We start from the raw sequence: 23,322 nt of genomic DNA on the forward strand, positions 1-23,322 counted from the left end.
CGTATGGCACCCCCCCCCCCCCCCCCACACCCCACCCCCCCCCCCCCCCCACCCCCCCCCCCCCCCCCCCCCCCCCCCCCCCCCCCCCCCCCCCCCCCCGCCGTACGCTCTCCGTCAGATGTGGCCCACTCCCGCGCCGGCCTCCGCGTTCTCACCGCGCTTGGTGAGGAACGCGACCAGCACGGCCACGGCGGCGACGCCGGCGGCGACGAGCGACGCCAGGCTCATGCCGGACATGAAGGTGTCGTGGGCGACCTCCGTGACCTTCGCGGCCATCTGTTCCGGCATGCCCTCGGCCACCGGCGGCACACCGACCTGGACCGCCTCGGAGGCCTGGCCCAGCTGCTCGGGCGCCAGCTTCGGAAGGCCGGCGTCCGCCCAGTTGCCCTCCAGGTCGCTGTCGACCTTGGAGGCCATCACGGCGCCGAGCACGGCCGTACCCAGGCTGCCGCCGATCTGCATCGCCGCCTGCTGGAGACCACCGGCGACACCGGACAGCTCCATCGGCGCGTTGCCGACGATGACCTCGGTGGCGCCGACCATGACGGGCGCGAGTCCGAGACCGAGCAGGGCGAACCAGAGCGACATGAGGCCGCTGCCGGTGTCCGTCTCCAGGGTCGACATGCCGTACATGGCGAGCGCGGTGAACGCCATGCCGCCCGCGAGCGGGATACGCGGACCGAACTTGGTGATCATCGCGCCGGCCAGCGGGGAGCCGACGATCATCATGCCGGTGAGCGGCAGCAGGTGCAGGCCGGCGTCGATCGGGCCCATACCGTGCACGTTCTGGAGGTAGAACGTCACGAAGAACAGGCCGCCCATGAAGGCGATCGCCATCATGACCATCAGCACCACACCCGCCGACAGCGGCACCGAACGGAACAGCGCCAGCGGGATCAGCGGCTCCTTGACCTTCGTCTCCCAGAAGGCGAAGAGCCCGAAGCCCGCGACGGAGGCGACGAGGAACAGCCACGTCATGCCGTCGCCCCAGCCCCACTCGGGCGCCTTGATGAGCGCCCAGACCAGGCAGAACATCGCGGCGGAGAGCAGCGCGATACCGAGGACGTCGAAGGAGCGCGGCGCGTTCTCCGCACGGTGGTCCAGAAGGATCATGACGCCGAGGACGACGGCGAGAACGCCCACCGGCACGTTGATGAAGAACACGGACTGCCAGTTGACGTGCTCGACCAGCACACCGCCGAGGATCGGGCCGCCCGCGGTGGAGGCACCGATGACCATGCCCCAGATGCCGATGGCCATGTTGAGCTTCTCGGCCGGGAAGGTGGCCCGCAGCAGACCGAGCGCGGCCGGCATCAGCAGGGCGCCGAACAGGCCCTGGAGCACTCGGAAGGCGACGACCAGCGGGATGGTGTCGGACAGCCCGATGGCACCGGACGCGGCGGCGAAGCCGACCACGCCTATGAGGAAGGTCTGCCGGTGTCCGAAACGGTCACCGAGCTTGCCCGCGGTGATCAGGGAGACCGCGAGGGCGAGGAAGTAGGCGTTGGTGATCCACTGGACGTCGGCGAAGCTGGCCTTCAGGTCGTTCTGGATGGCCGGGTTGGCGATGGCCACGATGGTGCCGTCGAGGGCCACCATCATGACCCCTACAGCGACGGTGACGAGGGTGAGCCACGGGTGGCCGCGCAGTCCGCTGGCCGGTGCGGGGCCCGACGGGCCGGACGACGCTCCCCCGCCCCCCGACCCCGTCTTGTCGATGGTGGTCTGACTAGTCATACATTCGAGGCTAGTGACAGTCGCTGACAGTTGACAAACCAATTCATTGGTCAGTAACTGACACGACATCTCCCTATAGCCTGAACTGCGGAAACACTACGAAAAGGCAGCGCGGCAACACGCCGGGGCCGACGCGAGGAGCGACCTTTTGAAGATGGCGGACACAGCACCCTCTCCGGGCCTGCGCGAACGCAAGAAGCAACGCACCCGGGACGCGCTGCTGCGCTCCGCGCTGGAGTTGTTCACCGAGCGGGGTTACGAGGGGACGACGGTCGACGACATCGCCGAGGCGGCCGATGTCTCGCAGCGCACCTTCTTCCGCTACTTCGCCAGCAAGGAGGAGGCGGCCTTCTTCGTGTCGCGGCTCGCGGAGTCGCACTTCGTCGACGCCGTACGCCGCCGCCCGCCCGGCGAGGCACCGCTGGACGCGATGCGCCAGGCCCTCGTGGACAGCTGGGGCAGCATCGGCGAGACCATCGAGCAGCTGGTCCCGCTCGACCTGCACATGCGCTTCTACCGGGTGATCGAGTCGACGCCCGCCCTGCTCGCCGCCCATCTGCGGCGTGCGACGGAGCTGGAGGAGGAGATCGCCCGCGTCATCGCCGTCCGCGAGAACCTCGACGTGGACGTGGACCCCCGGCCCCGCGTGGTCGTGGCCGTCTTCGGGGCGGTGATGCGGGTGACCGAACGGATCTGGTCGGCGCGGGACGACGCCGGCCTCGCGGCGCTGCGCGACCTGACCGCCTCCTACCTCGACCAGGTGGAACCCGCGCTCACCGGCGACTGGCGGAGCCGCCCCGGGTCCGGACGGACGGAACCCTCTGAGGCCTGACGGGCGGGCGCAATCCCGTAACGCATGATCGAAACGTGATCCGTGTCACTGGATTCACGCGAGGCCGTCCCGTTCTCCTAGTGTGTCCTCCCAGTGACTTCCTTCGACACCTCCCCGCAACTGAACGTCTGGCGCGCACTGCTCGCCCTGGCTGTCGTGTTCGTGATGCTGGCGACCACCGGCTGGACCGCCCTGCGCAACCAGCGGGGACCCACGGCCCTCGAAGCGTCGGTCGCGGCCTGGGAGCACGGCCGGATCGACGGGCGCCGGCTGCCGGACGCGCAGGCGGCGCCCGCCCGGCTGGCCCGCTTCTTCGCCTCGCTCACCCAGTGGCAGCGCGCGAGCCTGGCCCGCCGCTACCCCCTCGCCGTCGGCAACATGAACGGCGCCCCCGTCGAACTGCGCTACCTCGCCAACCGCGCGGCGCTCCGCAAGGCGCGCGCCGTGGAGCGACTGCGGATGCACGACAAACGGCTGTCCCTGTCCGGGCAGCGCGAGGCCGGCCGGCGCGCGCACCACTACGAGTCGCTGCTCAGCCCCGAACGCCACATCCTCGCCTTCGACCCGGCGGGCTCGGGCAGGATCGCCGAGGTGTTCGGGAACCTCGACCGCGCCGAGCGCGTGTCCGTCGTCGTGCCCGGCGTCGACACCGAACTGCTCACCTTCCAGCGCACCCGCCGCAAGTACTCGGCACCCGTCGGCATGGCCGAGTCCCTGCTCGCGGCCGAACGCAGGGTGAGCCCCGACACCCGTACGGCCGTGATCGCCTGGGCCGACTACACCTCCCCCAGCGGCCTCGGCATGGAGGCGGCCACCGCGACCCGCGCCGAACAGGGGGCCGTCCGGCTGAACGCGCTGCTGCGGGCGCTGCCCGGCCGGGCCCCCGTCTCCCTGTTCTGCCACAGCTACGGCTCGGTGGTGTGCGGCCTCGCCGCCGACACGCTGCCCCGCCGGGTGAGCGACATAGCGGTGGCGGGCAGCCCCGGCATGCGCGTCGAGAACGCCGCCCACCTCCGCACCTCCGCCCGTGTGTGGGCGATGCGGGACGCCGACGACTGGATCCAGGACGTGCCGTACCTGGAGGTCGGCGGCCTCGGGCACGGCGCCGATCCGGTGTCCGCGGCGTTCGGGGCGCGGGTACTGTCCGCGCGGGGCGCCGACGGGCACAGCGGCTACTTCGTACCGGGCACGGAGAGCCTGCGGAACTTCGCGGAGATCGGTGTTGGCGCATACCGCACGGTCGCCTGCGCCGCAGAAGACGACACATGCCGGGCGGATTTGTCCCTGGCGACGACGGCCGGACGCGCGTAGAAGACGCAGAAACTCCGGTTTGCACGGGGAGGGACGGAAGAGCTCGTGCCGCATACGATGAGCCGTATGGGTGACGTACTGGCCGGATTTCATGCCGCCTGGGAGTTCGAGTCCGACTCCGTGCTCATCCGCTACGAACGGGGGATTCGAACACCGAAGCTGTTCCAGGCCCTGGGGGAACGCCGTGTCCCCCTGGAGGCGATCGCCGGGGTGACGCTCACGCCCGGCAGGCGGGGCACCGTGGTGCTGCGCGCCGAGCCGCGCCCGGGTGCCGATCCGCTGATGGAGGCGGCGGCCGGGCAGCTGAAGGAGGGCTGCGACCCGTACCGGCTGGTGCTGCCCGCCGAGCGGGGGACGCTCGCGGAGTACTACGCCGACGAGCTGCGGGCGCTGCTGACCGAGTCCGGCGAGACCGAGCGGTACCTGGTGGCGGCGCCCGAGGCGCCGCTGCACTTCAAGGCGTACGACGCAAAGGCGTCCTTCGACGGGACGTCGGTGTCCTTCCGGTGGTTCTGGACGGGCGCGTCGTCGGCGAAGTGGAAGGCCGGCGACCAGAGCTTCCCGGTCGCCGGACTGGGCGGAGTGGAGTGGCGCTCCCCCGAGGTGTTCGAGGGGTATCTGCGGCTGCTGCCGCGGGAGGGGGCGCCGGCCGCTCCGCAGGCCGACCAGGACCCGGCGGCGGTCGTGTTCGGGCTCGGGTACGGGCCCGTGCACGAGTCGCTGCCGTTCGCCGCGGCGGTGCTGGCCGCGGTGCGGGAACGGGGTCCCGCGGTGCCGGTGCCGGTGCCGGCGCCTCGGCGTGATCCCGCGGACATCGCCGAGCGGATCCGGCATCTCGGGGAGCTGCACCAGGCGGGGCTGGTGACGGACGAGGAGTTCTCCTCGAAGAAGGCGGAGCTGCTGGCGGAGCTCTAGCTTCCGCCGGGTGCCGTTCCCTCGCGCGGCGCGGGAACGGCACCCGGGGTCGGGCCGTGGGCGCCGCTATTCCCGGCCCGCCGACGTGAACGACATGTCCGCGTAGCGGGTGCCCGCCACCTTGCCCGCGATGGGGTCCAGGAGGGACAGCTCGTCCTGCGTCAGGACGATCCGCGTCGCCGCCGTGTTCTCCTCCACCCGGCCCGGCTTCCGGGTCCCCGGGATCGGGACGACCGGGAGGTCGTGCACCCGCGCCCGCTGCTGGGTCCAGGCCAGGGCGATCTGGCCGAGGGTGGCGTCGTGGGCGTCGGCGACGGTGCGGACCGGGTCGAGGAGGGCCGCGTTGGCCGCCGCGTTGTCGCCGGTGAAGCGGGGCTGCTGGCGGCGGAAGTCATCGGCCGTGAGGTCCTGGTCGGCGTTGGTGAAGGCGCCGGTGAGGAAGCCCCGGCCGAGCGGGGAGTACGGGACGAGGGCCACGCCCAGTTCGCGGGCGGCCGGCACCACGCCCGCTTCGATGTCCCGGCTGAACAGCGACCACTCCGACTGCACGGCGACGATCGGATGCACCGCCTGGGCGGCCCGCAGTTCGCCGCCCGTCACCTCGCTCAGTCCGAGGTGCTTGACCTTGCCCTCGCGGACGAGGTCGGCCATGACGGCGACGGTCTCCTCGATCGGCACGTTCACGTCGCGCCGGTGCATGTAGTAGAGGTCGATGACGTCGACGTCCAGGCGGCGCAGGCTCGCCTCGACGGCCTGGCGGATGTAGGGCGGGTCGTTGCGGATGATCCGCTTCGTCGGTTCGTCCGGCGGGATGGCCAGGGCGAACTTGGTCGCGATGACGACCTCGTCGCGGTGGGCCTTGAAGAACGGCGACAGGAACCGCTCGTTCTCACCGGCGCCGTACGCGTCGGCCGTGTCGTACAGCGTGACGCCGAGTTCCAGGGCCCGTTCCAGGGTCGCCCGTGACGCGTCGGCGTCGACCGGGCCGTAGGCGAAGCTCATGCCCATGCAGCCCAGGCCCTGGACGCCCACCTCGGGGCCGCCGTCGCCGAGCCGTACCGTCGGGATCCTGTGGTCGGTCATCGGGTCCCCTCCGTTTCACCGGCGCGTCCGGCATCTCCGTAGAAGCTGATCTTCCGGTCGAGTACGGCGAGGGTGTCCTGGAGTTCGGCGATCCGCGTCAGCACGTCGCGGCGCGTGGATTCCAGGAGTTCCCGCCGGTCGAGGTAGGTGTTCTCGCCCTCGCGCACCAGCTCCGCGTACCGGACCATGTCGGCGACCGGCATGCCGGTCAGGCGGAGCTTGCCGACGAAGTCGAGCCAGTCCAGGTCGCGGTTGCTGTAGCGGCGCTGCCCGGTGTGCGAGCGGTCGATGTGGGACATCAGGCCGATCCGCTCGTACCAGCGCAGCGTGTGGGCCGTCAGTCCGGTGAAGGCGACGACCTCGCTGATGGTGTAGCGGTCCTGCCCGTCGGGGCGCGGGTGGCGCCGGGGCGGGGCGGAGCAGATGTCCGTCCTGGTCTCTGTCCCGGTCTCTGTTCTGGTGGCGTTCGGCACGAGGGTCTCGGCCGTGGTCTGCATCACCGTCATGCCGCACACGCTATGACCTTGGAGTGCACTCGAAGCAAGCACCCGCGGCGGGAGAACGGCGGGATGGCAGGCGTCCCGGCTGATTAGCATGCCCGGCATGACTCTCGTACGCCGCGCGCTGCCCGAGGACGCCGAGGAAGTACTGCGCCTCCGTCAGGTGATGATCGACTCGATGGCGCGGTCCAGCCCCTCCACCGAGTGGCACGCCGAGTCCCTGCCCGTCCTGCGCGGCAGGCTGGCCGAGCCGGACGGCACCTTCGCGGCCTTCGTGGTGGACCATCCGGAGCGGCCGGGGGCCCTCGCGGCGCTGGTGGCCGGCACGCTCGACTACCGCATCGGCGGTGCCCGCAACCCGCTCGGTGTCGACGGCTACGTGTTCAGCGTCGCCACCGACCCGGACGCGCGCCGTCGCGGATACGCGCGGGCCTGCGTGGAGGCGCTGTTGGAGTGGTTCCGCGAGCACGGCGCCCGGCGGGTCCATCTCACCGCGTCCGCACAGGCCGAACCTCTCTATCTCTCGCTCGGCTTCGCGCCCAGGCCGGACCCCTTGCTGGAGCTGATGCTCTGAGCGCTTAGGCTCGGCGGCATGTCCTTGAAGAGCCTCGCGTTGATCGAGAACTGGCCGGTTTCCACCGCCGCGGCGGGTGTCGTGCGCGCCGACGGCACGATCCTGGGAACCCACGGCCCCGCCGGGCAGCCGTTCCCCCTCGCCTCGGTCACCAAGCCGCTCGCGGCGTACGCGGCGCTCGTCGCGTACGAGGAGGGCGCGGTCGAGCTGGACGAGCCCGCCGGGCCGCCCGGGGCGACGGTCCGCCACCTGCTGGCGCACACCTCGGGTCTGGCCTTCGACGAGCACCGGGTGACCGCCCCGCCCGGGGAGCGCCGGCTGTACTCCAACGCCGGTTTCGAGCAGCTCGGCGACCACATCGCGAAGGCGGCGAACATCCCGTTCCCCGAGTACGCGCGGCAGGCGGTGCTGGAGCCGCTGGGAATGACGAACACCACCCTCGACGGCTCTCCCGCGAAGGACGGTGTCTCGACGGTCGAGGACCTGCTGCGTTTCGCCGCCGAGGTGCAGGCGCCGCGCCTGCTGGACCCGCGTACGGTCGCCGAGGCGATGACGGTGCAGTACCCGGGCACGAAGGGCGTACTGCCGGGCTACGGGCACCAGAACCCCAACGACTGGGGCCTCGGCTTCGAGATCCGCGACTCCAAGTCCCCGCACTGGACGGGCACCTCGTCCTCGCCGCGCGCCTTCGGGCACTTCGGCCAGTCCGGTACGTTCCTGTGGATCGACCCGGATGCCCGGCTCGCCTGCGTGGCGCTCACCGACCGGGACTTCGGACCCTGGGCGGCCGAGGTCTGGCCGGCCTTCACGGACGCGGTGCTGGCGGAGTCGCGCGGCTGAGGCACTCGGACCACACCGTCTTCCCCGGCCCGCCGGGGTGCGGGGTGACACCCCACCGGTCGGCCACCGCCGCGACGATCACCAGCCCGCGTCCGCCCTCGTCCAACGCGCCGGCGGCGGCCGGAACCGGCGACTCCGGGCAGTCGTCGGCGACCTCCACCCGCACGCCGCCGGGCTGGAGCAGGAAGCAGACGCGGCAGCGCCGACCGGGCACATGCCGTACGACGTTGGCGACCAGCTCCGTGAGCGCCAGTTCGGCGGCGTCGGCCACGTCGCCGAGGCCCGAGCGGACGAGGTGGAGCCGCAGGATGCGGCGCAGGTGCCGGGCCGAGTGCGCTCCCATGGCGAACTCGGCGTGGTACTCGCTCTCGGTGTCCGTCACCTGCGGACCAGTTACGTGATTCACACCACAAGGCTGCGACGGGCTGCTTACGCTCGACTACACAGAGAAACGAACGCCGCGAGGCGTTGCCGTCCGTAGCCGGAGTGAGGTGCCGCCGTGGCCAACATCCAGTCGCTCGATCCGACCGCCTCCCCACTCGACTACTACGGCTGGGAACTGCGCCGCCAGCGCGAGGCGCACGGCCTCCGGCAGGGTCAGCTCGGCGAGATCATCTTCTGCACGGGCTCACTGATCGGCCAGATCGAGACCACGAAGAAGGTCCCGACGCGGGACTTCTCCGAGCGCGTGGACGCCGCGCTCGGCACGGACGGCCTGTTCTCCCGCCTGATCGGCCTGGTCCTGCGCAGCCAACTCCCCACGTGGTTCCAGCCGTACGCGGAGATGGAGGCGAAGGCGGCGTACGTCTCGACGTATCAGGCGCAGGTGGTCTACGGGCTGTTGCAGACCGAGGAGTACGCGCGGGCGGTACTCGCCACCGGGATGCCGGGCGACCTGGAAGGTTTGGTGGCGGCGCGGGTGGAGCGTCAGCGCATCCTGGAGCGGGAACAGCCCCCGCTGGCCTGGGTGGTGCTGGACGAGGCCGTCCTGCACCGGCCGATCGGCGGCCCCGGCGTCATGCGTCGGCAACTGGCCCGGCTGTTGGAGTTCACGCGTCACCGCTGGATGCACGTACAGGTGCTGCCGAACGCGGCCGGGGCCCATGCCAGCCTGGCTGGTTCGTTCAACTTCCTTCGCTTCGAGGACGACCCGGACATCGTCTACACGGAAGACGTCATCTCCGGCCACATGACGGCCAGTCCGGAGACCATCAAGGAAGCCGCCCTCCGTTACGCTCGCTTGCAGGCAACCGCCCTGTCCGTGGAGGATTCGGCGGAACTGATCATCCGCGTGATGGAGGAACGCTATGGAGACTGCTCCCAGCACGAGGAACACCCAGTGGCGTAGGTCCAGTTACAGCGGAAACACCGGGGGCGACTGCGTCGAGGTCGCCGATGGTCGCCCCGCCGGTTCCGTCCCCGTGCGCGACAGCAAGAACCCGGCCGGTCCCGTCGTGACTGTGAGCGCGGGGGCGTGGAGCGCTTTCGTCGACGGCCTGCGGTAGCCGGGCTACGCACGCGGAAGTGCTCGCGCCGACGGAGGCTCACCCTGCTGAAAAGCGTGAACAATAGGCCGCAAACGTCCTCAGGGTGCTCAAATGAGCGGCGCGAGGACAATGAGGTCGAAATGTTCACGCTTTTCAGGTGAGCTACAACCTGGGCCTCTACAGGTTCTCAGACGGTGAGTTGTCCCGACCCGACATGGACGTGGTCCGGGCGGTTCTCTCGCCCGTGCGTGCCGGGCCCGAGAAGGTGAGCGACGGCGCGACGGAGTACTGGATCCGTGCCGCTGACGGCAGCGAGGCCGAGGTGGGCGTCTTTGAACACTTCATCAGTGTGGAAAGCCCGCAGTCCGGTGACGTATGGAAGATCGTCGTCGAGCTGACGGACCAGCTCGGTGCGGGGATCCTCATTCCCGACGGGACTTTCCTGTGCCGGGAGGACATGCGTGCGCACCTGCCTGGAGGCATGGAGAACGATTCGTTCTTCGCTCCGGCCATCACCCTTGAAGCCCTCGAGAGGACCGCAGGTCCGTTCAGGGACCCACTGACCTGACGTCTCATCGATACGTTCGATCTGCCACCGAAGGCGCCGACCGAAGTCGTCGCCGCGCGCGACAAGCCGGCTGGCGAGACCTGCCGGGAACTGGCGCGGGCCGGGCTTCCCGTCCATCGGGCCGATCTCGACACCGACGGCCAGAAGGCACCAGGGCTCCAATCCGTCCGGCGCCGCCGCGCTCGCCCTGGACGGGCGCGGCGATCGACACGCCGGACGGGCCCGCCCGGGGGGAGACGGCCGTGTTCCCGGTGTGCTGAAACCGGGATGTACCGGCTTCGGCAGGGGCCCGCCACCTGTGTCACCCCGGCGCCGTGTCCCGCACACCGGCCGGTACCCGGCGTCCACTGGTGCTCGTCGGCGGGAGGAGCGACGACGGCGCGGCTATGCTCCCGGCTCCGGCATCCGGCTCCGGCACCGGCTCCGCTTGAGTGGTCGGGCGGCACGGATCACACCGTGAGTTTGATCGCTTCGATCCACAGGTTGTTGTCGTGGGTACCGACGTAGGTGAAATCCAGCACGTCCCCGGGCTTGTCGCATGCCAGGCCGGTCCAGGTGTCGTTGTGGACGTAGGAGGTGTGGCAGACGGTGCCGGCGCCCCCGTCGACGCTGAGGGCGAACCCCAGCATGTGCGGGGCGTCCTTCTCGGTACTGCCGACGTGGACGTCGATGCCGTCGGCGGCATTCTGCCAGGGGTCGCGGTACTGTCCCTTGCCCTCGGTCGACGCGGGGTCGGGGATGTAGGCGCCGCTGGACGTGCCCTTGGTTCCGGACGAGGCGGTGTTGACGGCCGTGATCGGCGACCCCCCGCCCGCGGTGCCCGCTGTAGCGCCGTCGCACGCGACGTCGGACCAGCCCTGGCCCGCGGTGAAGACCCGGTAGCAGATGTGCCGTCCGGTCGGGTCCTTGGCGGCCAGTTGCTGGACGACGGTCGCCGCGGTCCTCTCCGGTGCCTCGGCCTCCTGCTCCTCGGAGCCACCGCCTCCGGACCCGGCGCCGGATCCCTCTCCGTCGCCGGCCGCGGCATCCGCTCCGGCTCCGGCTCCGTCGGGCTGTTGGGTCCCGGCCGCGGCCGGGGGTGCCGGGATGTCGGCGGACGGGGCCTTCGGCACCTCGGCGGTCGGTGAGGGAAGGGGCGGCAGGTTGCTGACGCCGGCTTCCTGAAGGTGTTCGGTGGCGGCGCTGCGGACCTGGGGCTTGTAACCGATCCACAGCATCAGGCAGGTGATCGCCAGCGCCACGGAGACACTGAGGCAGACCGCCAGCCAGCGCGGCAGGAAACCCCACTGCACGTACGTGCCCTCCACGTCCAGCGGCGTCACACCCGACCGCTGCACCGCCAGCGTGTAAGGCCGCTGCTCGGCCGACCCGAACCAGATGATCTGCCGCGGCTTCAGCGTCGTCTCCACGAACGCCGCACGGCCCGGCTCGATCTGCACATTGCCCGGACGGATCTCGTACGACAACTGGTCACCGTTGTCGCTGCCACTGACCGACGCCGTCACCTTCGTGTTGCCCACGTTGTCCACGGCCAGCCTCGGGCGGCCACGGAAACGGCCCTTCACCGTCGTCGGCACCAACTCCGCCCGCACTTCCGTGAACGGGGTGATGGTGAGGTTCCCCTCCGGAACCGTCGTCGCCTCCGGATGCTCCGTCGGCGTGATCCGCACCGCGTACGGGTTCGGCCCCGCCGTCGCGTCCGGAGTGCGCGGCGGCGCGAACGTCAGCTCCACCGACCCGGTCGTCCCCGGGTACAGCCGCAGCGACTGCGGCTCCACGACGGTCCAGGGCGCGAGAGAGCCCACCGCCTCGAAGCGGTACTCGTCCACCACGTCACCGGTGTTGCGCAGCCGCAGCCGCACCGTCGTCCTGCCACCCGGGTCCACAGTCGCGGAGGCGGGCTCCAGGGAAGTCCAGAGGCTCACTCACGGACGTTGAACACGCCGGTGGTACCGGGTCAGCAAGCCACGGGGCACGGTGGGTGCCCGAAGGGGCGGTACCGGCTGCCCCGGCCCCCGGAGGACGTCGGGGGAGCCGATCCGGTGAGGGGGAGCGATCAGCTTCCCGCCATTTCCCAGACCAGCAACTCCGTCCGCGTCGCCGCCACCGCCTCCGCCCCCTCGGCGTCCGTGACGCGCACCGCGTCCCCGGCGCCCAGCGCCTCCCCGCCCAGCGTCACGTCACCCCGCACCACATGGACGTACACATACGCCCCGTCCGGCACCGCCGTCCGCTCCCCCGCCGCCAGGCGGCGCACGTGGAGCATCGCGCCCGCCTCGGGGACCGCGTACGGGGTGGAGTCGGCGATGCCGCGGACGACCTCGTAGGCGGGCTCGCCACCGGGGTCGCGGGGAGCCAGCCACATCTGGACGAAGGTCAGGGGGGCGGAGCCGTCGTTGCGCTCGACGTGGCGGACGCCGGCCGCCGCGCTGAGGCGCTGTACGTCCCCGGCGCGGACGACCGTCTCGTGGCCCGCGGTGTCGCGGTGGGTGAGCTCGCCCTCCACCACCCACGTGACGATCTCGGTGTGGCTGTGCGGGTGCTCGTCGAAGCCGGCGCCGGGGGCGAGGCGCTCCTCGTTGCAGGCGATCAGCGCCCCGAAGCGGAGGTTGCCGGGGTCGTAGTGGGGTCCGAAGGAGAAGGCGTGCCGCGACTCGATGCCCGCCGCCGCGTCGCCTCCCGGGTAGCGCTCGTCGGCGCGCCGTACGTCCATCACGCCGCCCACCGTAGCCCCGGCACCCGGTGCCCCGGAGCGCGCGGGCCGGCAAGCGCAGCCCCGGCGACACGCCCGCCCGTCCCGATAAGGCAGTCTTGTCCCCGTGCCCGAACCCGAAACCAGCAAGCCCGAGCCCACGGCGCACGCCGTCCACCCGCATACCGCGACCCTGAAGCGGCTGGAGCAGTCCTCCGGGTCGCTCGCCGCGCAGGCCATCGCGCGCATGGACGAGACACTGCCGTGGTACCGGGCCATGCCACCGGAGAACCGTTCCTGGATCGGCCTGGTGGCCCAGGCGGGCATCGCGGCCTTCACCGAGTGGTTCCGGCGCCCGGAGGCCCCGCAGGCCATCTCCACCGACGTCTTCGGCACCGCGCCGCGCGAACTGACCCGGGCGATCACCCTGCGGCAGACCGTCGAGATGGTGCGGACGACCATCGAGGTGATGGAGTCCGCGATCGACGAGGTCGCGGCTCCCGGGGACGAGTCCGTGCTGCGCGAGGCACTGCTCGTGTACGCCAGGGAGATCGCCTTCGCGACCGCCCAGGTGTACGCGCAGGCCGCCGAGGCACGCGGTGCCTGGGACGCGCGGCTGGAGTCGCTCGTCGTGAACGCCGTGCTCAGCGGGGAGGCCGACGAGGGGGCCGTGTCCCGGGCCGCCGCCCTCGGGTGGAACTCGCCCGAGCATGTGTGTGTCGTGCTGGGCACCGCCCCCGACGGGGACTCCGAACTGACCGTGGAGGCCATCAGGCGTGCCGCCCGGCACGCCAAGCTCCAGGTGCTGACCGGGGTGCTCGGCGACCGGCTGGTGGTGATCGCCGGTGGCAGCGACAACCCGCTGGCGGTCGCCAAGTCGCTGATCGGGCCGTTCGCGCAGGGCGCGGTGGTGGCCGGCCCGGTGGTGCCCGACCTGCAGGCCGCGACGCGGTCCGCGCAGGCCGCCGGCGCCGGGCTGAAGGCCTGTACCGCCTGGCCGGACGCCCCGCGCCCGGTACTGGCGGACGATCTGCTGCCGGAGCGCGCGATCGCCTCCGATCCCTCGGCCCGCGAGCAGTTGGTGGAGGAGATCTACAGACCGCTGGAGGAAGCCGGGGCCGCGCTGCTGGAAACTCTCAGCGTGTATCTCGAACAGGCGAGCAGCCTCGAAGGCGCCGCCCGGATGCTCTTCGTTCACCCGAACACCGTGCGCTACCGGCTCCGACGTGTGACTGACGTCACCGGATGGTCACCTTCTGATGTACGGTCTGCGTTCACACTGCGGATCGCGCTCATCCTGGGGCGTCTGGCCGATGGAGATCCGCAACTCTGAGCTTTTGTCGAGGGTCCACAAAACCCCCTCGTGTTCTTCGTCCCTGTCCTCACGGGCGGTCGCGACCGTCCTCAAGAGAGAGTGTGAGAGTGCTCGTACTCGTCGCTCCCGGCCAGGGCGCCCAGACGCCCGGCTTCCTGACAGACTGGCTCGCCCTTCCCGGTGCCGCGGACCGCGTCGCCGGGTGGTCCGACGCCATTGGACTCGATCTCGCCCACTTCGGCACGAAGGCCGACGCGGACGAGATCCGTGACACGTCCGTCGCCCAGCCGCTGCTCGTCGCCGCCGGGCTCCTCTCGGCCGCGGCACTCGGCACGTACGCGTTCGCCGCTGACGCGGCGGGCGCGGAGATCGTGCCGGGCGCGGTCGCGGGCCACAGCGTCGGCGAGATCACCGCCGCCGCGTTCGCGGGGGTCCTCGACGACACCGCCGCGCTGACCCTCGTACGCCGTCGGGGCCTGGCCATGGCCGAGGCCGCCGCGGTGACCGAGACGGGCATGTCGGCGCTGCTCGGCGGCGACCCCGAGGTGAGCGTGGCGCACCTGGAGAAGCTCGGCCTCACCCCGGCGAACGTGAACGGCGCCGGTCAGATCGTGGCGGCCGGCACTATGGAACAGCTGGCCGCGCTCGCCGAAGACAAGCCCGAGGGCGTACGCAAGGTCGTCCCGCTGAAGGTGGCCGGCGCGTTCCACACGCACCACATGGCGCCCGCGGTGGACAAGCTCGCCGAGGCGGCCAAGGCGCTCACGCCGGCCGACCCCAAGGTGACGTACGTCTCCAACAAGGACGGGCGGACCGTGGCCACCGGCGCGGAGGTGCTGGAGCGCCTGGTCGGCCAGGTCGCCAATCCGGTCCGCTGGGACCGGTGCATGGAGACCTTCAAGGAGCTCGGCGTCACCGCGCTGATCGAGGTGTGCCCCGGCGGCACCCTGACCGGCCTGGCCAAGCGCGCGCTGCCCGGTGTGAAGACCCTGGCCCTGAAGACCCCCGCCGACCTCGACGCCGCCCGCGAGCTCGTGGCCGAGCACGCCGGACTCGCCGAGCAGGCCTGACAAGGAGCGCGACAAGCATGTCGAAGATCAAGCCCAGCAAGGGCGCCCCGTACGCGCGCATCCTCGGCGTCGGCGGCTACCGCCCGACCCGGATCGTGCCGAACGAGGTGATCCTCGAGACGATCGACTCGTCGGACGAGTGGATCCGTTCGCGCTCCGGCATCGAGACGCGGCACTGGGCGTCGCCCGAGGAGACCGTCGCGGCGATGTCGATCGAGGCGTCCGGCAAGGCCATCGCGGACGCCGGGATCGACTCCTCGCAGATCGGTGCCGTGGTCGTGTCGACCGTGTCGCACTTCAGCCAGACCCCGGCCATCGCCACCGAGATCGCCGACAAGCTCGGCACGGACAAGGCCGCGGCCTTCGACATCTCGGCGGGATGCGCGGGATTCGGCTACGGTCTGACGCTCGCCAAGGGCATGATCGTCGAGGGCTCGGCGGAGTACGTACTCGTCATCGGCGTGGAGCGGCTCTCCGACCTGACCGACCTGGAGGACCGGGCCACGGCCTTCCTCTTCGGCGACGGCGCCGGCGCGGTCGTGGTCGGCCCGTCCCAGGAGCCCGCGATCGGCCCGACCGTCTGGGGCTCGGAGGGCGACAAGTCCGAGACGATCAAGCAGACGGTGCCGTGGGACCGGTTCAGGATCGGCGACGTCTCCGAGCTGCCCCTCGACAGCGAGGGCAACGTCAAGTTTCCTGCGATCACGCAGGAGGGCCAGGCGGTGTTCCGCTGGGCCGTGTTCGAGATGGCGAAGGTCGCCCAGCAGGCGCTGGACGCGGCCGGGATCAGCCCGGACGACCTGGACGTCTTCATCCCGCACCAGGCCAACGTGCGGATCATCGACTCGATGGTGAAGACGCTGAAGCTGCCGGAGCACGTCACGGTCGCCCGTGACATCCGCACCACCGGCAACACCTCGGCCGCCTCGATTCCGCTCGCGATGGAGCGGCTTCTGGCGACCGGCGAGGCGAAGAGCGGCGACACCGCACTCGTGATCGGCTTCGGGGCGGGTCTCGTCTACGCCGCGACGGTCGTTACCCTCCCCTAGGCACTCCGTGCCGGATCATCCGGTCCGGGACGGAGACCAGCAACACCTGCCGCTGACGCGGCGGGCCGCCACACCCCCTGGACAACAAGAAGGAGCGCCACCATGGCCGCCACTCAGGAAGAGATCGTCGCCGGTCTCGCCGAGATCGTGAACGAGATCGCCGGCATCCCGGTTGAGGACGTCCAGCTGGACAAGTCCTTCACCGACGACCTGGACGTCGACTCGCTGTCCATGGTCGAGGTCGTCGTCGCCGCCGAAGAGCGCTTCGACGTCAAGATCCCGGACGAGGACGTCAAGAACCTCAAGACGGTCGGCGACGCGACGAAGTACATCCTCGACCACCAGGCCTGATCCGCCGTTGCTCGGGCGCGCCCCGAGCAACCGGACAGACTGCCCCGCCACCCGGCGGTGGCGCCGTACGAATCCGTATCCCGTTGGAGAAAGAATTCCCGTGAGCTCGACCAATCGCACCGTGGTCGTCACCGGTATCGGCGCAACCACACCGCTGGGTGGCGACGCAGCCTCTACCTGGGAAGGCCTGGTCGCCGGCAAGTCCGGCGTCAAGCCCCTGGAGCAGGAGTGGGCCGCCGACCAGGCGGTCCGCATCGCCGCGCCGGTCGCCGTGGACCCCTCCGAGGTCATTGCGCGGCCCCAGGCCCGCCGACTGGACCGTTCGGCCCAGTTCGCGCTGATCGCGGCGCAGGAGGCCTGGAAGGACGCCGGTTTCACCGGCAAGGCCGGCGAGCCGGCCGAGGCGGACGACACCGCGTCGTCGGCCGCCGGCGCGAGCAGCGTCGACCCCGACCGGCTCGGCGCGGTCATCGCCTCCGGCATCGGCGGCGTGACGACCCTGCTCGACCAGTACGACGTGCTCAAGGAGAAGGGCGTCCGCCGCGTCTCCCCGCACACCGTCCCCATGCTGATGCCGAACGGCCCGTCGGCCAACGTGGGTCTGGCCGTGGGCGCCCGCGCGGGCGTGCACACGCCGGTCTCCGCCTGCGCGTCCGGCGCCGAGGCCATCGGCTACGCCATCGAGATGATCCGCACCGGCCGCGCCGACATCGTCGTCGCGGGTGGCACGGAAGCGGCCATCCACCCGCTGCCCATCGCCGCGTTCGGCAACATGATGGCGATGTCCAAGAACAACGACGACCCGCAGGGCGCCTCGCGCCCCTTCGACACGGGCCGCGACGGCTTCGTCCTCGGTGAGGGCGCCGGCGTCCTCGTCCTGGAGTCCGCCGAGCACGCCGCGGCACGTGGTGCCCGCGTCTACGCGGAAGCGGTCGGCCAGGGCATCTCCGCCGACAGCCACGACATCGTGCAGCCGGAGCCGGAAGGCCGCGGCATCTCGGCCGCACTGCAGAACCTGCTGGACCGCACCGACCTGGACCCGGCCGAGATCGTGCACGTCAACGCGCACGCCACCTCGACGCCCGCCGGTGACATCGCCGAACTGAAGGCGCTGCGCAAGGTCCTCGGCGACGACGTCGACCACATGGCGGTCTCCGGCACCAAGTCGATGACCGGTCACCTCCTCGGTGGCGCGGGCGGCGTCGAGTCCGTCGCGACCGTGCTCGCCCTGTACCACCGGGTGGCGCCGCCGACCATCAACGTCGAGAACATCGACCCCGAGGCCGAGGCCGCGGCGGACATCGTCCGCGGCGAGGCCCGGAAGCTGCCCGTCGAGGGCCGTATCGCCGCGCTGAACGACTCGTTCGGCTTCGGCGGGCACAACGTGGTGCTGGCGTTCCGGACGGTCTGAGCGACGTCCGCACGCACCCGAACCACCTGAAAGGGGCCCCACCGGTCGGTGGGGCCCCTTTCACACGTCCTCGTACGGGGTGTCTACCTTTCACACGTCCTCGTACGGGGTGTCCACGGCGTCTACGCGGTCTGCGTCTACGGGATCTACGGGATCTACGGGATCTACGGGATCTACGGGGTCTCACACCACCTGGTGCAGCCAACGGACCGGGGCGCCCTCGCCCGCGTGGCGGAAGGGCTCCAGTTCGTCGTCCCAGGGCTTGCCGAGGAGCTTGGCGATGTCGGACTCCAGGTCGGTCTCGCCGCGCTGGGAGCGGACCAGGGCGGCCCGCAACCGGTCCTCGGGGATCATGATGTCGCCGTGGATGCCGGTGACGGCGTGGAAGATGCCGAGGTCGGGGGTGCAGCTGTAGCGCTCGCCCTCGGCGTTCGCGGACGGTTCCGCGGTGGCCTCGAAGCGCAGCAGCTGCCAGCCGCGCAGCGCGGAGGCGAGCTTGGATGCGGTGCCGGCCTGACCCTGCCAGGAGAACTCCGAGCGCCAGGTGCCCGGCGAGGCGGGCTGCCGGGTCCAGTCCAGGCTGACGCGCGTGCCGAGCACGCCGGCGATGGCCCACTCGACGTGCGGGCAGAGCGCGCGCGGCGCGGAGTGCACGTACAGAACTCCACGTGTCGTCACCGGAACCTCCGGGCTGAGCGGGACATCTCGGAACGGGTGGAACGGCCGTGACCGGGCGGGCCACGTTGATGGCGAGGCTACCGTGCGACGGGGCAAGGAGTGTGACGTACCGTCGGTCCCGCTGCCGACAAACCTCCGTCATTCACCCGGCAGGACGCTTGTGCGGGTGTGAGCCGTCACATCTCCGCCGTCGGGAACCCTCGCGCGGTGTCATGGGTTGAGGACGTTGGAGGCACGAGCCGAGGGGTGGGACCGGTATGGGGCAGGGGACGGGCCAGGGGCCCCGGAGCGGCCGTCGCCGTGCGCGCGCCGCGCTCGCCGTCCTGACCGCCGCCGTCATGGGCGTGACCGGCTGCGACGTCGTGGGCGGCGACTCCCCCAGCCCGTCGGGTTCGGCGTCGAAGCGGCCGAAGCCGCCCCCGGTCTGGGACACGACCCCGGCGTCGGTCGCCGCCGTGGGCGACTCCATCACCCGCGGTTTCGACGCCTGCATGGTCCTGTCGGACTGCCCCGAGGTCTCGTGGGCGACCGGCAGCAGGGCCGAGGTCGGCAGTCTCGCCGTACGGCTGCTGGGGAAGACCCGGGCGGCCGAGCGGAGCTGGAACTACGCGGTCACCGGGGCCCGGATGGACGACCTGGCCGGGCAGGTGACCCGGGCGGCGGCACGCGGACCCGAACTGGTGACGGTGATGGTCGGGGCGAACGACGCGTGCCGGGAGACGGCCTCGGCGATGACCCCGGTGGCCGACTTCCGGACCCAGTTCGAGGAGGCCATGGCCACCCTGCGCAGGAGCCTGCCCAAGGCGCAGGTGTACGTGGCGAGCATCCCGGACCTGAAGCGGCTGTGGTCCGAGGGGCGCACCAACCCGCTGGGCAAGCAGGTGTGGAAGCTGGGCATCTGCCCGTCGATGCTGGGCGACGCGGATTCCATGGACTCGGCGGCGAAGCTGCGGCGGAACACCGTGCGGGAGCGCGTGCAGGACTACAACGAGGTTCTGCGGGAGGTCTGCGCGAAGGACCGGCGGTGCCGCACCGACGACGGCGCGGTGCACGAGTTCCGGTTCCGGACCGACCAGTTGAGCCGCTGGGACTGGTTCCACCCGAGCGTGGACGGCCAGGCCCGGCTCGCCGAGATCGCGTACCGCGCCGTCACCGCCGAACAGCCCTGACCGGCACTGACCGGTGCCGACCGGCGCTGACCTGGAGTGTCCTAGAGTTCCGCACATGAACGAACTCTTCGGCACACTTTCCGACGGCACTCCCGTCCACCGCTGGACCCTGGAGCGGGCCGGCGTACGGGTACGGGTCCTGTCGTACGGCGGGATCGTGCAGTCGGCCGAGGTCCCGGACCGGGACGGCAACACCGCCGACGTGGTGCTGGGGTTCCCCGACCTGGACGGCTACGTGGCGCACCCGGAGCCCTACTTCGGCGCGCTCGTCGGACGGTACGCCAACCGGATCGCCGGCGGCCGTTTCCCGCTGGACGGGCGGACGTACACGCTGGCGCCGAACAACGGGCCGAACTCGCTGCACGGCGGCGAGCGCGGCTTCGACAAGCGCGTGTGGGACGTGGAGCCCGTCGGGGACGGCGCGCACGCTGTCCGGCTGAGCCGGGTCGGCGCGCACGGCGAGGAGGGCTTCCCGGGCCGGCTGGAGATGTCGGCGACGTACACGCTGGAGGAGTCGGGCGCGCTGCGGATCGCGTACGAGGCGGTCACGGACGCGCCGACCGTGCTGAACCCGACGAACCACAGCTACTTCAACCTGGGCGGGGCGGGAGCCGGGTACGCGGGCGGCCACGAACTGCGGCTCGCCGCCTCCCGGATCACGCCGGTCGACGCCGACCTGATCCCGACGGGCGCCCTGGAGGACGTCGCGGGCACGCGCTTCGACTTCCGGCAGGCGCGGAAGGTCGGCACCGGCTACGACCACAACTTCGTCCTCGACAAGGGGGTGACCGACACCGCCGAGGAGGTCGCCGAGCTGTACGACCCGGCGTCGGGGCGCGTGCTCACGGTGGCGACGACCGAGCCCGGCCTCCAGCTGTACACCGCCGACCACCTGGGCGAACCGTTCGCGCCCGGTGACGGCATCGCGCTGGAGACGCAGCACTTCCCCGACTCCCCGAACCGGCCGGAGTTCCCGAGCACGGTGCTGCGGCCGGGTGAGGTGTTCCGCTCGGAGACGGTGTACGGCTTCTCGGCGCGGTAGGCGGGGAGCGGCGTACTCGGCACCGGTACTCGGCACCGGTGCACGACGCGTTACTGAGCCCCGGCCCGGATGTCAGGTCCCGGGCCGGGGCTGTTCGTGGGGGGGTGCGCCCCTCGAAGGGCGTTCCAGCTCAGACGTTAACCGCCGTGGTGGTCCCGGGGCCGGCGATCGGGCGTCCGGTCCGGAGTTCGTACCAACCCTTCACAAACGCCCACGAGCCGGTCGCCGCGCTCCGCGGTGCCGCCTCGCCGGCCCGGTGGCCACGAGGCCACGCGCCATGGCGCACGCCCCTTCCGTCACGCGATACTGCCGCCGTCCGACGAGCACCCCACGGCGACGGAAGGACCTGGACTCCCTTGACACACACACGCGTTCGGATCGGCGTACTCGGACTGGCCCTGATGGCGGGGCTCGCGGTCCCGGCGACGGCCACGGCGGCGCACCCGGCCGCCGCACCCGCACCCGGGACCGCGCCCGCACCGACCGTCGAAGAGCGGCGGCTCGACGGTGACGTACCCCAGGAGATCCTGCGACGGTCCGGATTCGACGCGGTGGCACCGGGGTTCGCCCGCGGGCTCGGGCGGGCGGACTCCTACCGCGAGGCCCGCCGTGTCGTCGCCCGGGAGGGCTCGGCACTGTGGCGGCGGGCCGTGGACCGGGCGCAGGGGCGCGGACCGGCCCGCGGGGACCTCAGCCGGGACGACGACCGGCCGCTGTACTGGGCGCGGCTCGGGATGACGCGGGAACTGCGCGTCTGGGACCCGGGGTTCCGCCTGACGGAGCGGCAGCGGGCCGCGCTGCTGGGGGACCTGGAGCGCGCCTCGCGCGGCCAGGACGACATCCGCCTGCCGCACACCGGGGCGGGCAAGGCCGACAGGGACGGCAAGGACGACAGGGACGGCAAGGACGACAGGGACGGCAGGGACGGCAAGGGCCTGAAGCGGGTCCTGCTCACCGGTTTCGACCCGTTCACCCTGGACCGCGACATCCGGATCTCCAATCCGTCCGGCGCCGCCGCGCTCGCCCTGGACGGCACGGTGATCGACACCCCGGACGGGCCCGCCCGGGTGGAGACGGCGGTGTTCCCGGTGCGCTGGCAGGACTTCGGGGAGGGCGTGGTGGAGCGGGCACTGCGGCCGTACCTGCCGGAGGTGGATCTGTTCACGACCGTGAGCCAGGGCCGGGTCGGCCGGTTCGACGTGGAGCGGACCAACGGGGCCTGGCGGGGCGGTTTCCCCGACAACGAGAACGTGTCCCGCACGGAGACGGTGCCCGTCGCCGACCCGGCCTCGCAGCCGCAGTGGACGACGACCACGCTGCCGTACGAGGCGATCGCGGCCGCGGACACCGGCCGCTTCCCCGTGTACGACAACACGAGCGTGACCGAGATCCCGGCGGGCGGCACCGAGCCGGTGGTACGGCCGGACGGGCCCACGCCCGGTTCGACGGCTCGCGCGGGGGGCGGCGGGGACTACCTCTCCAACGAGATCGCCTACCGGGCGACCCTGCTGCGGGACCGGCTCGGGCTGCACGGCACGCTGCCGGGCGGGCACGTCCACACGCCGGTGCTGCGGTTCGGGACCGGGAACACCGATCCGGCCACCGGGACCGTCACCGACCCCGCGTTCGTGCGGAACCGGCTGGACATCGTGGCGCAGGTGCGGGCGATCGTGGCCGTGGCGGTCAGTGCGCCGGGGCCGGGCCGGCCGGACCGGAGCTGACCGCCGGGTCGGCGGAGCCGCCGTCGGGCCGGTCGTCGGCGCCGTCACGGGTCTCCTCGCCCAGCAGTTCGCGGGCGAGGAGCGTGGCGCCGGCGACCGCGCCCGGCATCAGGAACACGGCGACGAACGGCACCAGGAAGGCCACGCCCAGCGGGGTGCCGAAGCCCCAGACCAGCATCTTGCGCGAGCGCAGGAGGGCGAGGCGGTCGCGCAGCTCGACCCCGCGGCGCTGGAGGGCTACGGAGGTCAGTTCCTCGGTGAGGAAGAAACCGGTGACGACGAAGCCGATCACCGGGACCACCGTCTGGCCGACGACCGGGATGAGACCGAGGGCGAAGAGCAGTACGCCCCAGACGGCGGCGCGGACGAGGACCCGGAGGCTGTCGCGGCCCGAGATCCACAGCTCGCGCATGAGCGGCAGGTTCGACTCGGGGGCGGTGCCGTCCGGGGAGACGTCGCGGTCGACCCGCTCGGAGAGGCTCTCGTAGAAGGGCTGGCCGACCAGCAGCGTGACCGCGGTGAAGGTGAGGACGGCCAGGAGCAGGGAGAGCGCGAACAGGACGGCGGTGAGCACACCGCGGAAGAGTCCGAGCCAGGGGCTCGACCAGTCGTCGGCGAAGGGGGTCGCCCAGGCGACGAAGTCCGTGCCCCACAGCGCCAGCGCGACCAGCGCCGCCGCGTACAGGACCAGTGTGATCAGGCCCGGGACGAGCCCGAAGCCGTAGCTCTTGCCGTGCCGGGCCACCCAGCGCTGGCCCTTCAGGAGTTGGCCGAATCCCGCCCCAAGATCGCGCATGGGCAGAACTCTACCGGTCGGCAACGGCGCTCCCCCGCCGTGATCCCAGCGGTCGTACCGGGGGGTGGCGGGGGGGGGGGGGGGGGGGGGGGGGGGGGGGGGGGGGGGGGGGGGGGGGGGGGGGGGGGGGGAGGCGGGGGGGGGGGGGGGGTGGGGGGGGTAATGCCCATGCCACCGACCC

General features: G+C 71.7%; 24 protein-coding genes. 16 read left to right on the top strand and 8 right to left on the bottom strand.

Annotation, left to right across the window (positions count from 1 at the left end; genetic code table 11):
* Positions 1-114 precede the first annotated feature (114 nt).
* A complete protein-coding gene (locus tag ACZ7G3_RS04855; RefSeq protein WP_470923219.1) occupies positions 115-1,737 on the bottom strand; it encodes an MFS transporter in 1,623 nt (540 codons plus the stop codon).
* A gap of 154 nt (positions 1,738-1,891) precedes the next feature.
* Here ACZ7G3_RS04855 and ACZ7G3_RS04860 point away from each other — a divergent pair, with 154 nt between their 5' ends.
* The 3 genes from ACZ7G3_RS04860 to ACZ7G3_RS04870 all read left to right on the top strand — a co-directional run bounded on the left by ACZ7G3_RS04860 (position 1,892) and on the right by ACZ7G3_RS04870 (position 4,795).
* Positions 1,892-2,569 (top strand): TetR family transcriptional regulator, encoded by a 678-nt coding sequence (locus tag ACZ7G3_RS04860; RefSeq protein WP_426598817.1) that lies wholly within the window; start codon positions 1,892-1,894, stop codon positions 2,567-2,569.
* Positions 2,570-2,662: 93 nt separating this feature from the next.
* On the top strand, positions 2,663-3,880 hold the full coding sequence (locus ACZ7G3_RS04865) for an alpha/beta hydrolase family protein (protein ID WP_470923221.1): 1,218 nt from the start codon (positions 2,663-2,665) through the stop codon (positions 3,878-3,880).
* Positions 3,881-3,946: 66 nt separating this feature from the next.
* Positions 3,947-4,795, top strand: a complete 849-nt coding sequence (locus ACZ7G3_RS04870) for a DUF4429 domain-containing protein (RefSeq protein WP_470923223.1) — start codon at positions 3,947-3,949, stop codon at positions 4,793-4,795.
* A gap of 66 nt (positions 4,796-4,861) precedes the next feature.
* Here the strand turns inward: ACZ7G3_RS04870 and ACZ7G3_RS04875 are convergent, their stop codons facing one another.
* Together ACZ7G3_RS04875 and ACZ7G3_RS04880 are read right to left on the bottom strand one after the other, a co-directional pair.
* Complete coding sequence (locus ACZ7G3_RS04875; RefSeq protein ID WP_470923225.1) at positions 4,862-5,878, bottom strand: aldo/keto reductase; 1,017 nt, start codon at positions 5,876-5,878, stop codon at positions 4,862-4,864.
* Positions 5,875-6,384 carry a MerR family transcriptional regulator gene (locus tag ACZ7G3_RS04880; protein ID WP_470923226.1) on the bottom strand — a complete coding sequence of 170 codons (510 nt, stop codon included), beginning with the start codon at positions 6,382-6,384 and terminating at the stop codon, positions 5,875-5,877. The genes ACZ7G3_RS04875 and ACZ7G3_RS04880 overlap by 4 nt, the downstream gene beginning before the upstream one ends.
* 97 nt (positions 6,385-6,481) lie before the next feature.
* Here ACZ7G3_RS04880 and ACZ7G3_RS04885 point away from each other — a divergent pair, with 97 nt between their 5' ends.
* Positions 6,482-6,952, top strand: coding sequence for a GNAT family N-acetyltransferase (locus ACZ7G3_RS04885; RefSeq protein WP_470923228.1), 471 nt, complete (start codon positions 6,482-6,484; stop codon positions 6,950-6,952).
* A gap of 18 nt (positions 6,953-6,970) precedes the next feature.
* Entirely contained in the window at positions 6,971-7,792 is an 822-nt protein-coding gene (locus ACZ7G3_RS04890; protein ID WP_470923230.1) for a serine hydrolase domain-containing protein, read from the top strand.
* On the opposite strand, the gene ACZ7G3_RS04895 is transcribed toward ACZ7G3_RS04890, so the two are convergent.
* Positions 7,758-8,198, bottom strand: a complete 441-nt coding sequence (locus ACZ7G3_RS04895; RefSeq protein ID WP_470923232.1) for an ATP-binding protein — start codon at positions 8,196-8,198, stop codon at positions 7,758-7,760. The two genes, ACZ7G3_RS04890 and ACZ7G3_RS04895, sit on opposite strands and share 35 nt — an antisense overlap.
* A 93-nt stretch (positions 8,199-8,291) precedes the next feature.
* Here ACZ7G3_RS04895 and ACZ7G3_RS04900 point away from each other — a divergent pair, with 93 nt between their 5' ends.
* The 3 genes from ACZ7G3_RS04900 to ACZ7G3_RS04910 all read left to right on the top strand — a co-directional run bounded on the left by ACZ7G3_RS04900 (position 8,292) and on the right by ACZ7G3_RS04910 (position 9,847).
* Positions 8,292-9,140: a helix-turn-helix domain-containing protein gene (locus ACZ7G3_RS04900; RefSeq protein ID WP_470923234.1), complete on the top strand. Its 849-nt coding sequence runs from the start codon at positions 8,292-8,294 to the stop codon at positions 9,138-9,140.
* On the top strand, positions 9,100-9,297 hold the full coding sequence (locus ACZ7G3_RS04905) for a DUF397 domain-containing protein (RefSeq protein WP_470923236.1): 198 nt from the start codon (positions 9,100-9,102) through the stop codon (positions 9,295-9,297). The genes ACZ7G3_RS04900 and ACZ7G3_RS04905 overlap by 41 nt, the downstream gene beginning before the upstream one ends.
* 139 nt (positions 9,298-9,436) lie before the next feature.
* Positions 9,437-9,847: a hypothetical protein gene (locus ACZ7G3_RS04910; protein WP_470923238.1), complete on the top strand. Its 411-nt coding sequence runs from the start codon at positions 9,437-9,439 to the stop codon at positions 9,845-9,847.
* A gap of 449 nt (positions 9,848-10,296) precedes the next feature.
* Here the strand turns inward: ACZ7G3_RS04910 and ACZ7G3_RS04915 are convergent, their stop codons facing one another.
* Positions 10,297-11,772, bottom strand: a complete 1,476-nt coding sequence (locus tag ACZ7G3_RS04915; RefSeq protein WP_470923240.1) for a COG1470 family protein — start codon at positions 11,770-11,772, stop codon at positions 10,297-10,299.
* 131 nt (positions 11,773-11,903) lie between these two features.
* Entirely contained in the window at positions 11,904-12,560 is a 657-nt protein-coding gene (locus tag ACZ7G3_RS04920) for a pirin family protein (protein ID WP_470923965.1), read from the bottom strand.
* 106 nt (positions 12,561-12,666) lie between these two features.
* On the opposite strand from ACZ7G3_RS04920, the gene fasR reads away from it, so the two are divergent.
* From fasR to ACZ7G3_RS04945, 5 genes are all read left to right on the top strand, one after another.
* The gene (gene fasR, locus ACZ7G3_RS04925; RefSeq protein ID WP_426598805.1) at positions 12,667-13,872 is read left to right on the top strand and encodes a fatty acid biosynthesis transcriptional regulator FasR; all 1,206 of its coding nucleotides are present in this window, start codon (positions 12,667-12,669) and stop codon (positions 13,870-13,872) included.
* Positions 13,873-13,961: 89 nt separating this feature from the next.
* Complete coding sequence (locus ACZ7G3_RS04930) at positions 13,962-14,924, top strand: ACP S-malonyltransferase (RefSeq protein ID WP_470923242.1); 963 nt, start codon at positions 13,962-13,964, stop codon at positions 14,922-14,924.
* A gap of 17 nt (positions 14,925-14,941) precedes the next feature.
* The gene (locus ACZ7G3_RS04935; RefSeq protein WP_426598803.1) at positions 14,942-15,973 is read left to right on the top strand and encodes a ketoacyl-ACP synthase III; all 1,032 of its coding nucleotides are present in this window, start codon (positions 14,942-14,944) and stop codon (positions 15,971-15,973) included.
* Between the two features lie 102 nt (positions 15,974-16,075).
* Entirely contained in the window at positions 16,076-16,324 is a 249-nt protein-coding gene (locus tag ACZ7G3_RS04940) for an acyl carrier protein (protein WP_052842858.1), read from the top strand.
* 100 nt (positions 16,325-16,424) lie between these two features.
* Positions 16,425-17,735 (top strand): beta-ketoacyl-[acyl-carrier-protein] synthase family protein, encoded by a 1,311-nt coding sequence (locus ACZ7G3_RS04945; RefSeq protein WP_470923244.1) that lies wholly within the window; start codon positions 16,425-16,427, stop codon positions 17,733-17,735.
* Positions 17,736-17,918: 183 nt separating this feature from the next.
* Here the strand turns inward: ACZ7G3_RS04945 and ACZ7G3_RS04950 are convergent, their stop codons facing one another.
* On the bottom strand, positions 17,919-18,413 hold the full coding sequence (locus ACZ7G3_RS04950) for a DUF3145 domain-containing protein (RefSeq protein ID WP_426598801.1): 495 nt from the start codon (positions 18,411-18,413) through the stop codon (positions 17,919-17,921).
* A gap of 257 nt (positions 18,414-18,670) precedes the next feature.
* Between ACZ7G3_RS04950 and ACZ7G3_RS04955 the strand changes: the two genes are divergently transcribed.
* The 3 genes from ACZ7G3_RS04955 (at position 18,671) to ACZ7G3_RS04965 (ending at position 22,345) form a co-directional block, all read left to right on the top strand.
* Complete coding sequence (locus ACZ7G3_RS04955; protein ID WP_470923246.1) at positions 18,671-19,582, top strand: SGNH/GDSL hydrolase family protein; 912 nt, start codon at positions 18,671-18,673, stop codon at positions 19,580-19,582.
* Positions 19,583-19,637: 55 nt separating this feature from the next.
* Complete coding sequence (locus ACZ7G3_RS04960; RefSeq protein WP_470923248.1) at positions 19,638-20,624, top strand: aldose epimerase family protein; 987 nt, start codon at positions 19,638-19,640, stop codon at positions 20,622-20,624.
* 401 nt (positions 20,625-21,025) lie between these two features.
* On the top strand, positions 21,026-22,345 hold the full coding sequence (locus ACZ7G3_RS04965; RefSeq protein WP_470923967.1) for a pyroglutamyl-peptidase I: 1,320 nt from the start codon (positions 21,026-21,028) through the stop codon (positions 22,343-22,345).
* Here ACZ7G3_RS04965 and ACZ7G3_RS04970 read toward each other — a convergent pair.
* A complete protein-coding gene (locus ACZ7G3_RS04970) occupies positions 22,308-23,141 on the bottom strand; it encodes an EI24 domain-containing protein (RefSeq protein WP_470923250.1) in 834 nt (277 codons plus the stop codon). The two genes, ACZ7G3_RS04965 and ACZ7G3_RS04970, sit on opposite strands and share 38 nt — an antisense overlap.
* Between the last annotated feature and the right edge of the window lie 181 nt (positions 23,142-23,322).

It is taken from the genome of Streptomyces sp. NPDC037271, from assembly GCF_055603605.1.

What these genes read in the sequence shown, in the direction of transcription:
- ACZ7G3_RS04955 (WP_470923246.1), top strand. Translation starts at nt 18,671, where the DNA reads ATGGGGCAGGGGACGGGCCAGGGGCCCCGGAGCGGCCGTCGCCGTGCG.
- ACZ7G3_RS04890 (WP_470923230.1), top strand. Translation starts at nt 6,971, where the DNA reads ATGTCCTTGAAGAGCCTCGCGTTGATCGAGAACTGGCCGGTTTCCACC.
- ACZ7G3_RS04935 (WP_426598803.1), top strand. Translation starts at nt 14,942, where the DNA reads ATGTCGAAGATCAAGCCCAGCAAGGGCGCCCCGTACGCGCGCATCCTC.
- ACZ7G3_RS04905 (WP_470923236.1), top strand. Translation starts at nt 9,100, where the DNA reads ATGGAGACTGCTCCCAGCACGAGGAACACCCAGTGGCGTAGGTCCAGT.
- ACZ7G3_RS04875 (WP_470923225.1), bottom strand. Translation starts at nt 5,878, where the DNA reads ATGACCGACCACAGGATCCCGACGGTACGGCTCGGCGACGGCGGCCCC.
- ACZ7G3_RS04940 (WP_052842858.1), top strand. Translation starts at nt 16,076, where the DNA reads ATGGCCGCCACTCAGGAAGAGATCGTCGCCGGTCTCGCCGAGATCGTG.
- ACZ7G3_RS04885 (WP_470923228.1), top strand. Translation starts at nt 6,482, where the DNA reads ATGACTCTCGTACGCCGCGCGCTGCCCGAGGACGCCGAGGAAGTACTG.
- ACZ7G3_RS04920 (WP_470923965.1), bottom strand. Translation starts at nt 12,560, where the DNA reads ATGGACGTACGGCGCGCCGACGAGCGCTACCCGGGAGGCGACGCGGCG.
- ACZ7G3_RS04870 (WP_470923223.1), top strand. Translation starts at nt 3,947, where the DNA reads ATGGGTGACGTACTGGCCGGATTTCATGCCGCCTGGGAGTTCGAGTCC.
- ACZ7G3_RS04860 (WP_426598817.1), top strand. Translation starts at nt 1,892, where the DNA reads ATGGCGGACACAGCACCCTCTCCGGGCCTGCGCGAACGCAAGAAGCAA.
- ACZ7G3_RS04855 (WP_470923219.1), bottom strand. Translation starts at nt 1,737, where the DNA reads ATGACTAGTCAGACCACCATCGACAAGACGGGGTCGGGGGGCGGGGGA.
- ACZ7G3_RS04880 (WP_470923226.1), bottom strand. Translation starts at nt 6,384, where the DNA reads ATGACGGTGATGCAGACCACGGCCGAGACCCTCGTGCCGAACGCCACC.
- ACZ7G3_RS04970 (WP_470923250.1), bottom strand. Translation starts at nt 23,141, where the DNA reads ATGCGCGATCTTGGGGCGGGATTCGGCCAACTCCTGAAGGGCCAGCGC.
- ACZ7G3_RS04960 (WP_470923248.1), top strand. Translation starts at nt 19,638, where the DNA reads ATGAACGAACTCTTCGGCACACTTTCCGACGGCACTCCCGTCCACCGC.
- ACZ7G3_RS04965 (WP_470923967.1), top strand. Translation starts at nt 21,026, where the DNA reads ATGGCGGGGCTCGCGGTCCCGGCGACGGCCACGGCGGCGCACCCGGCC.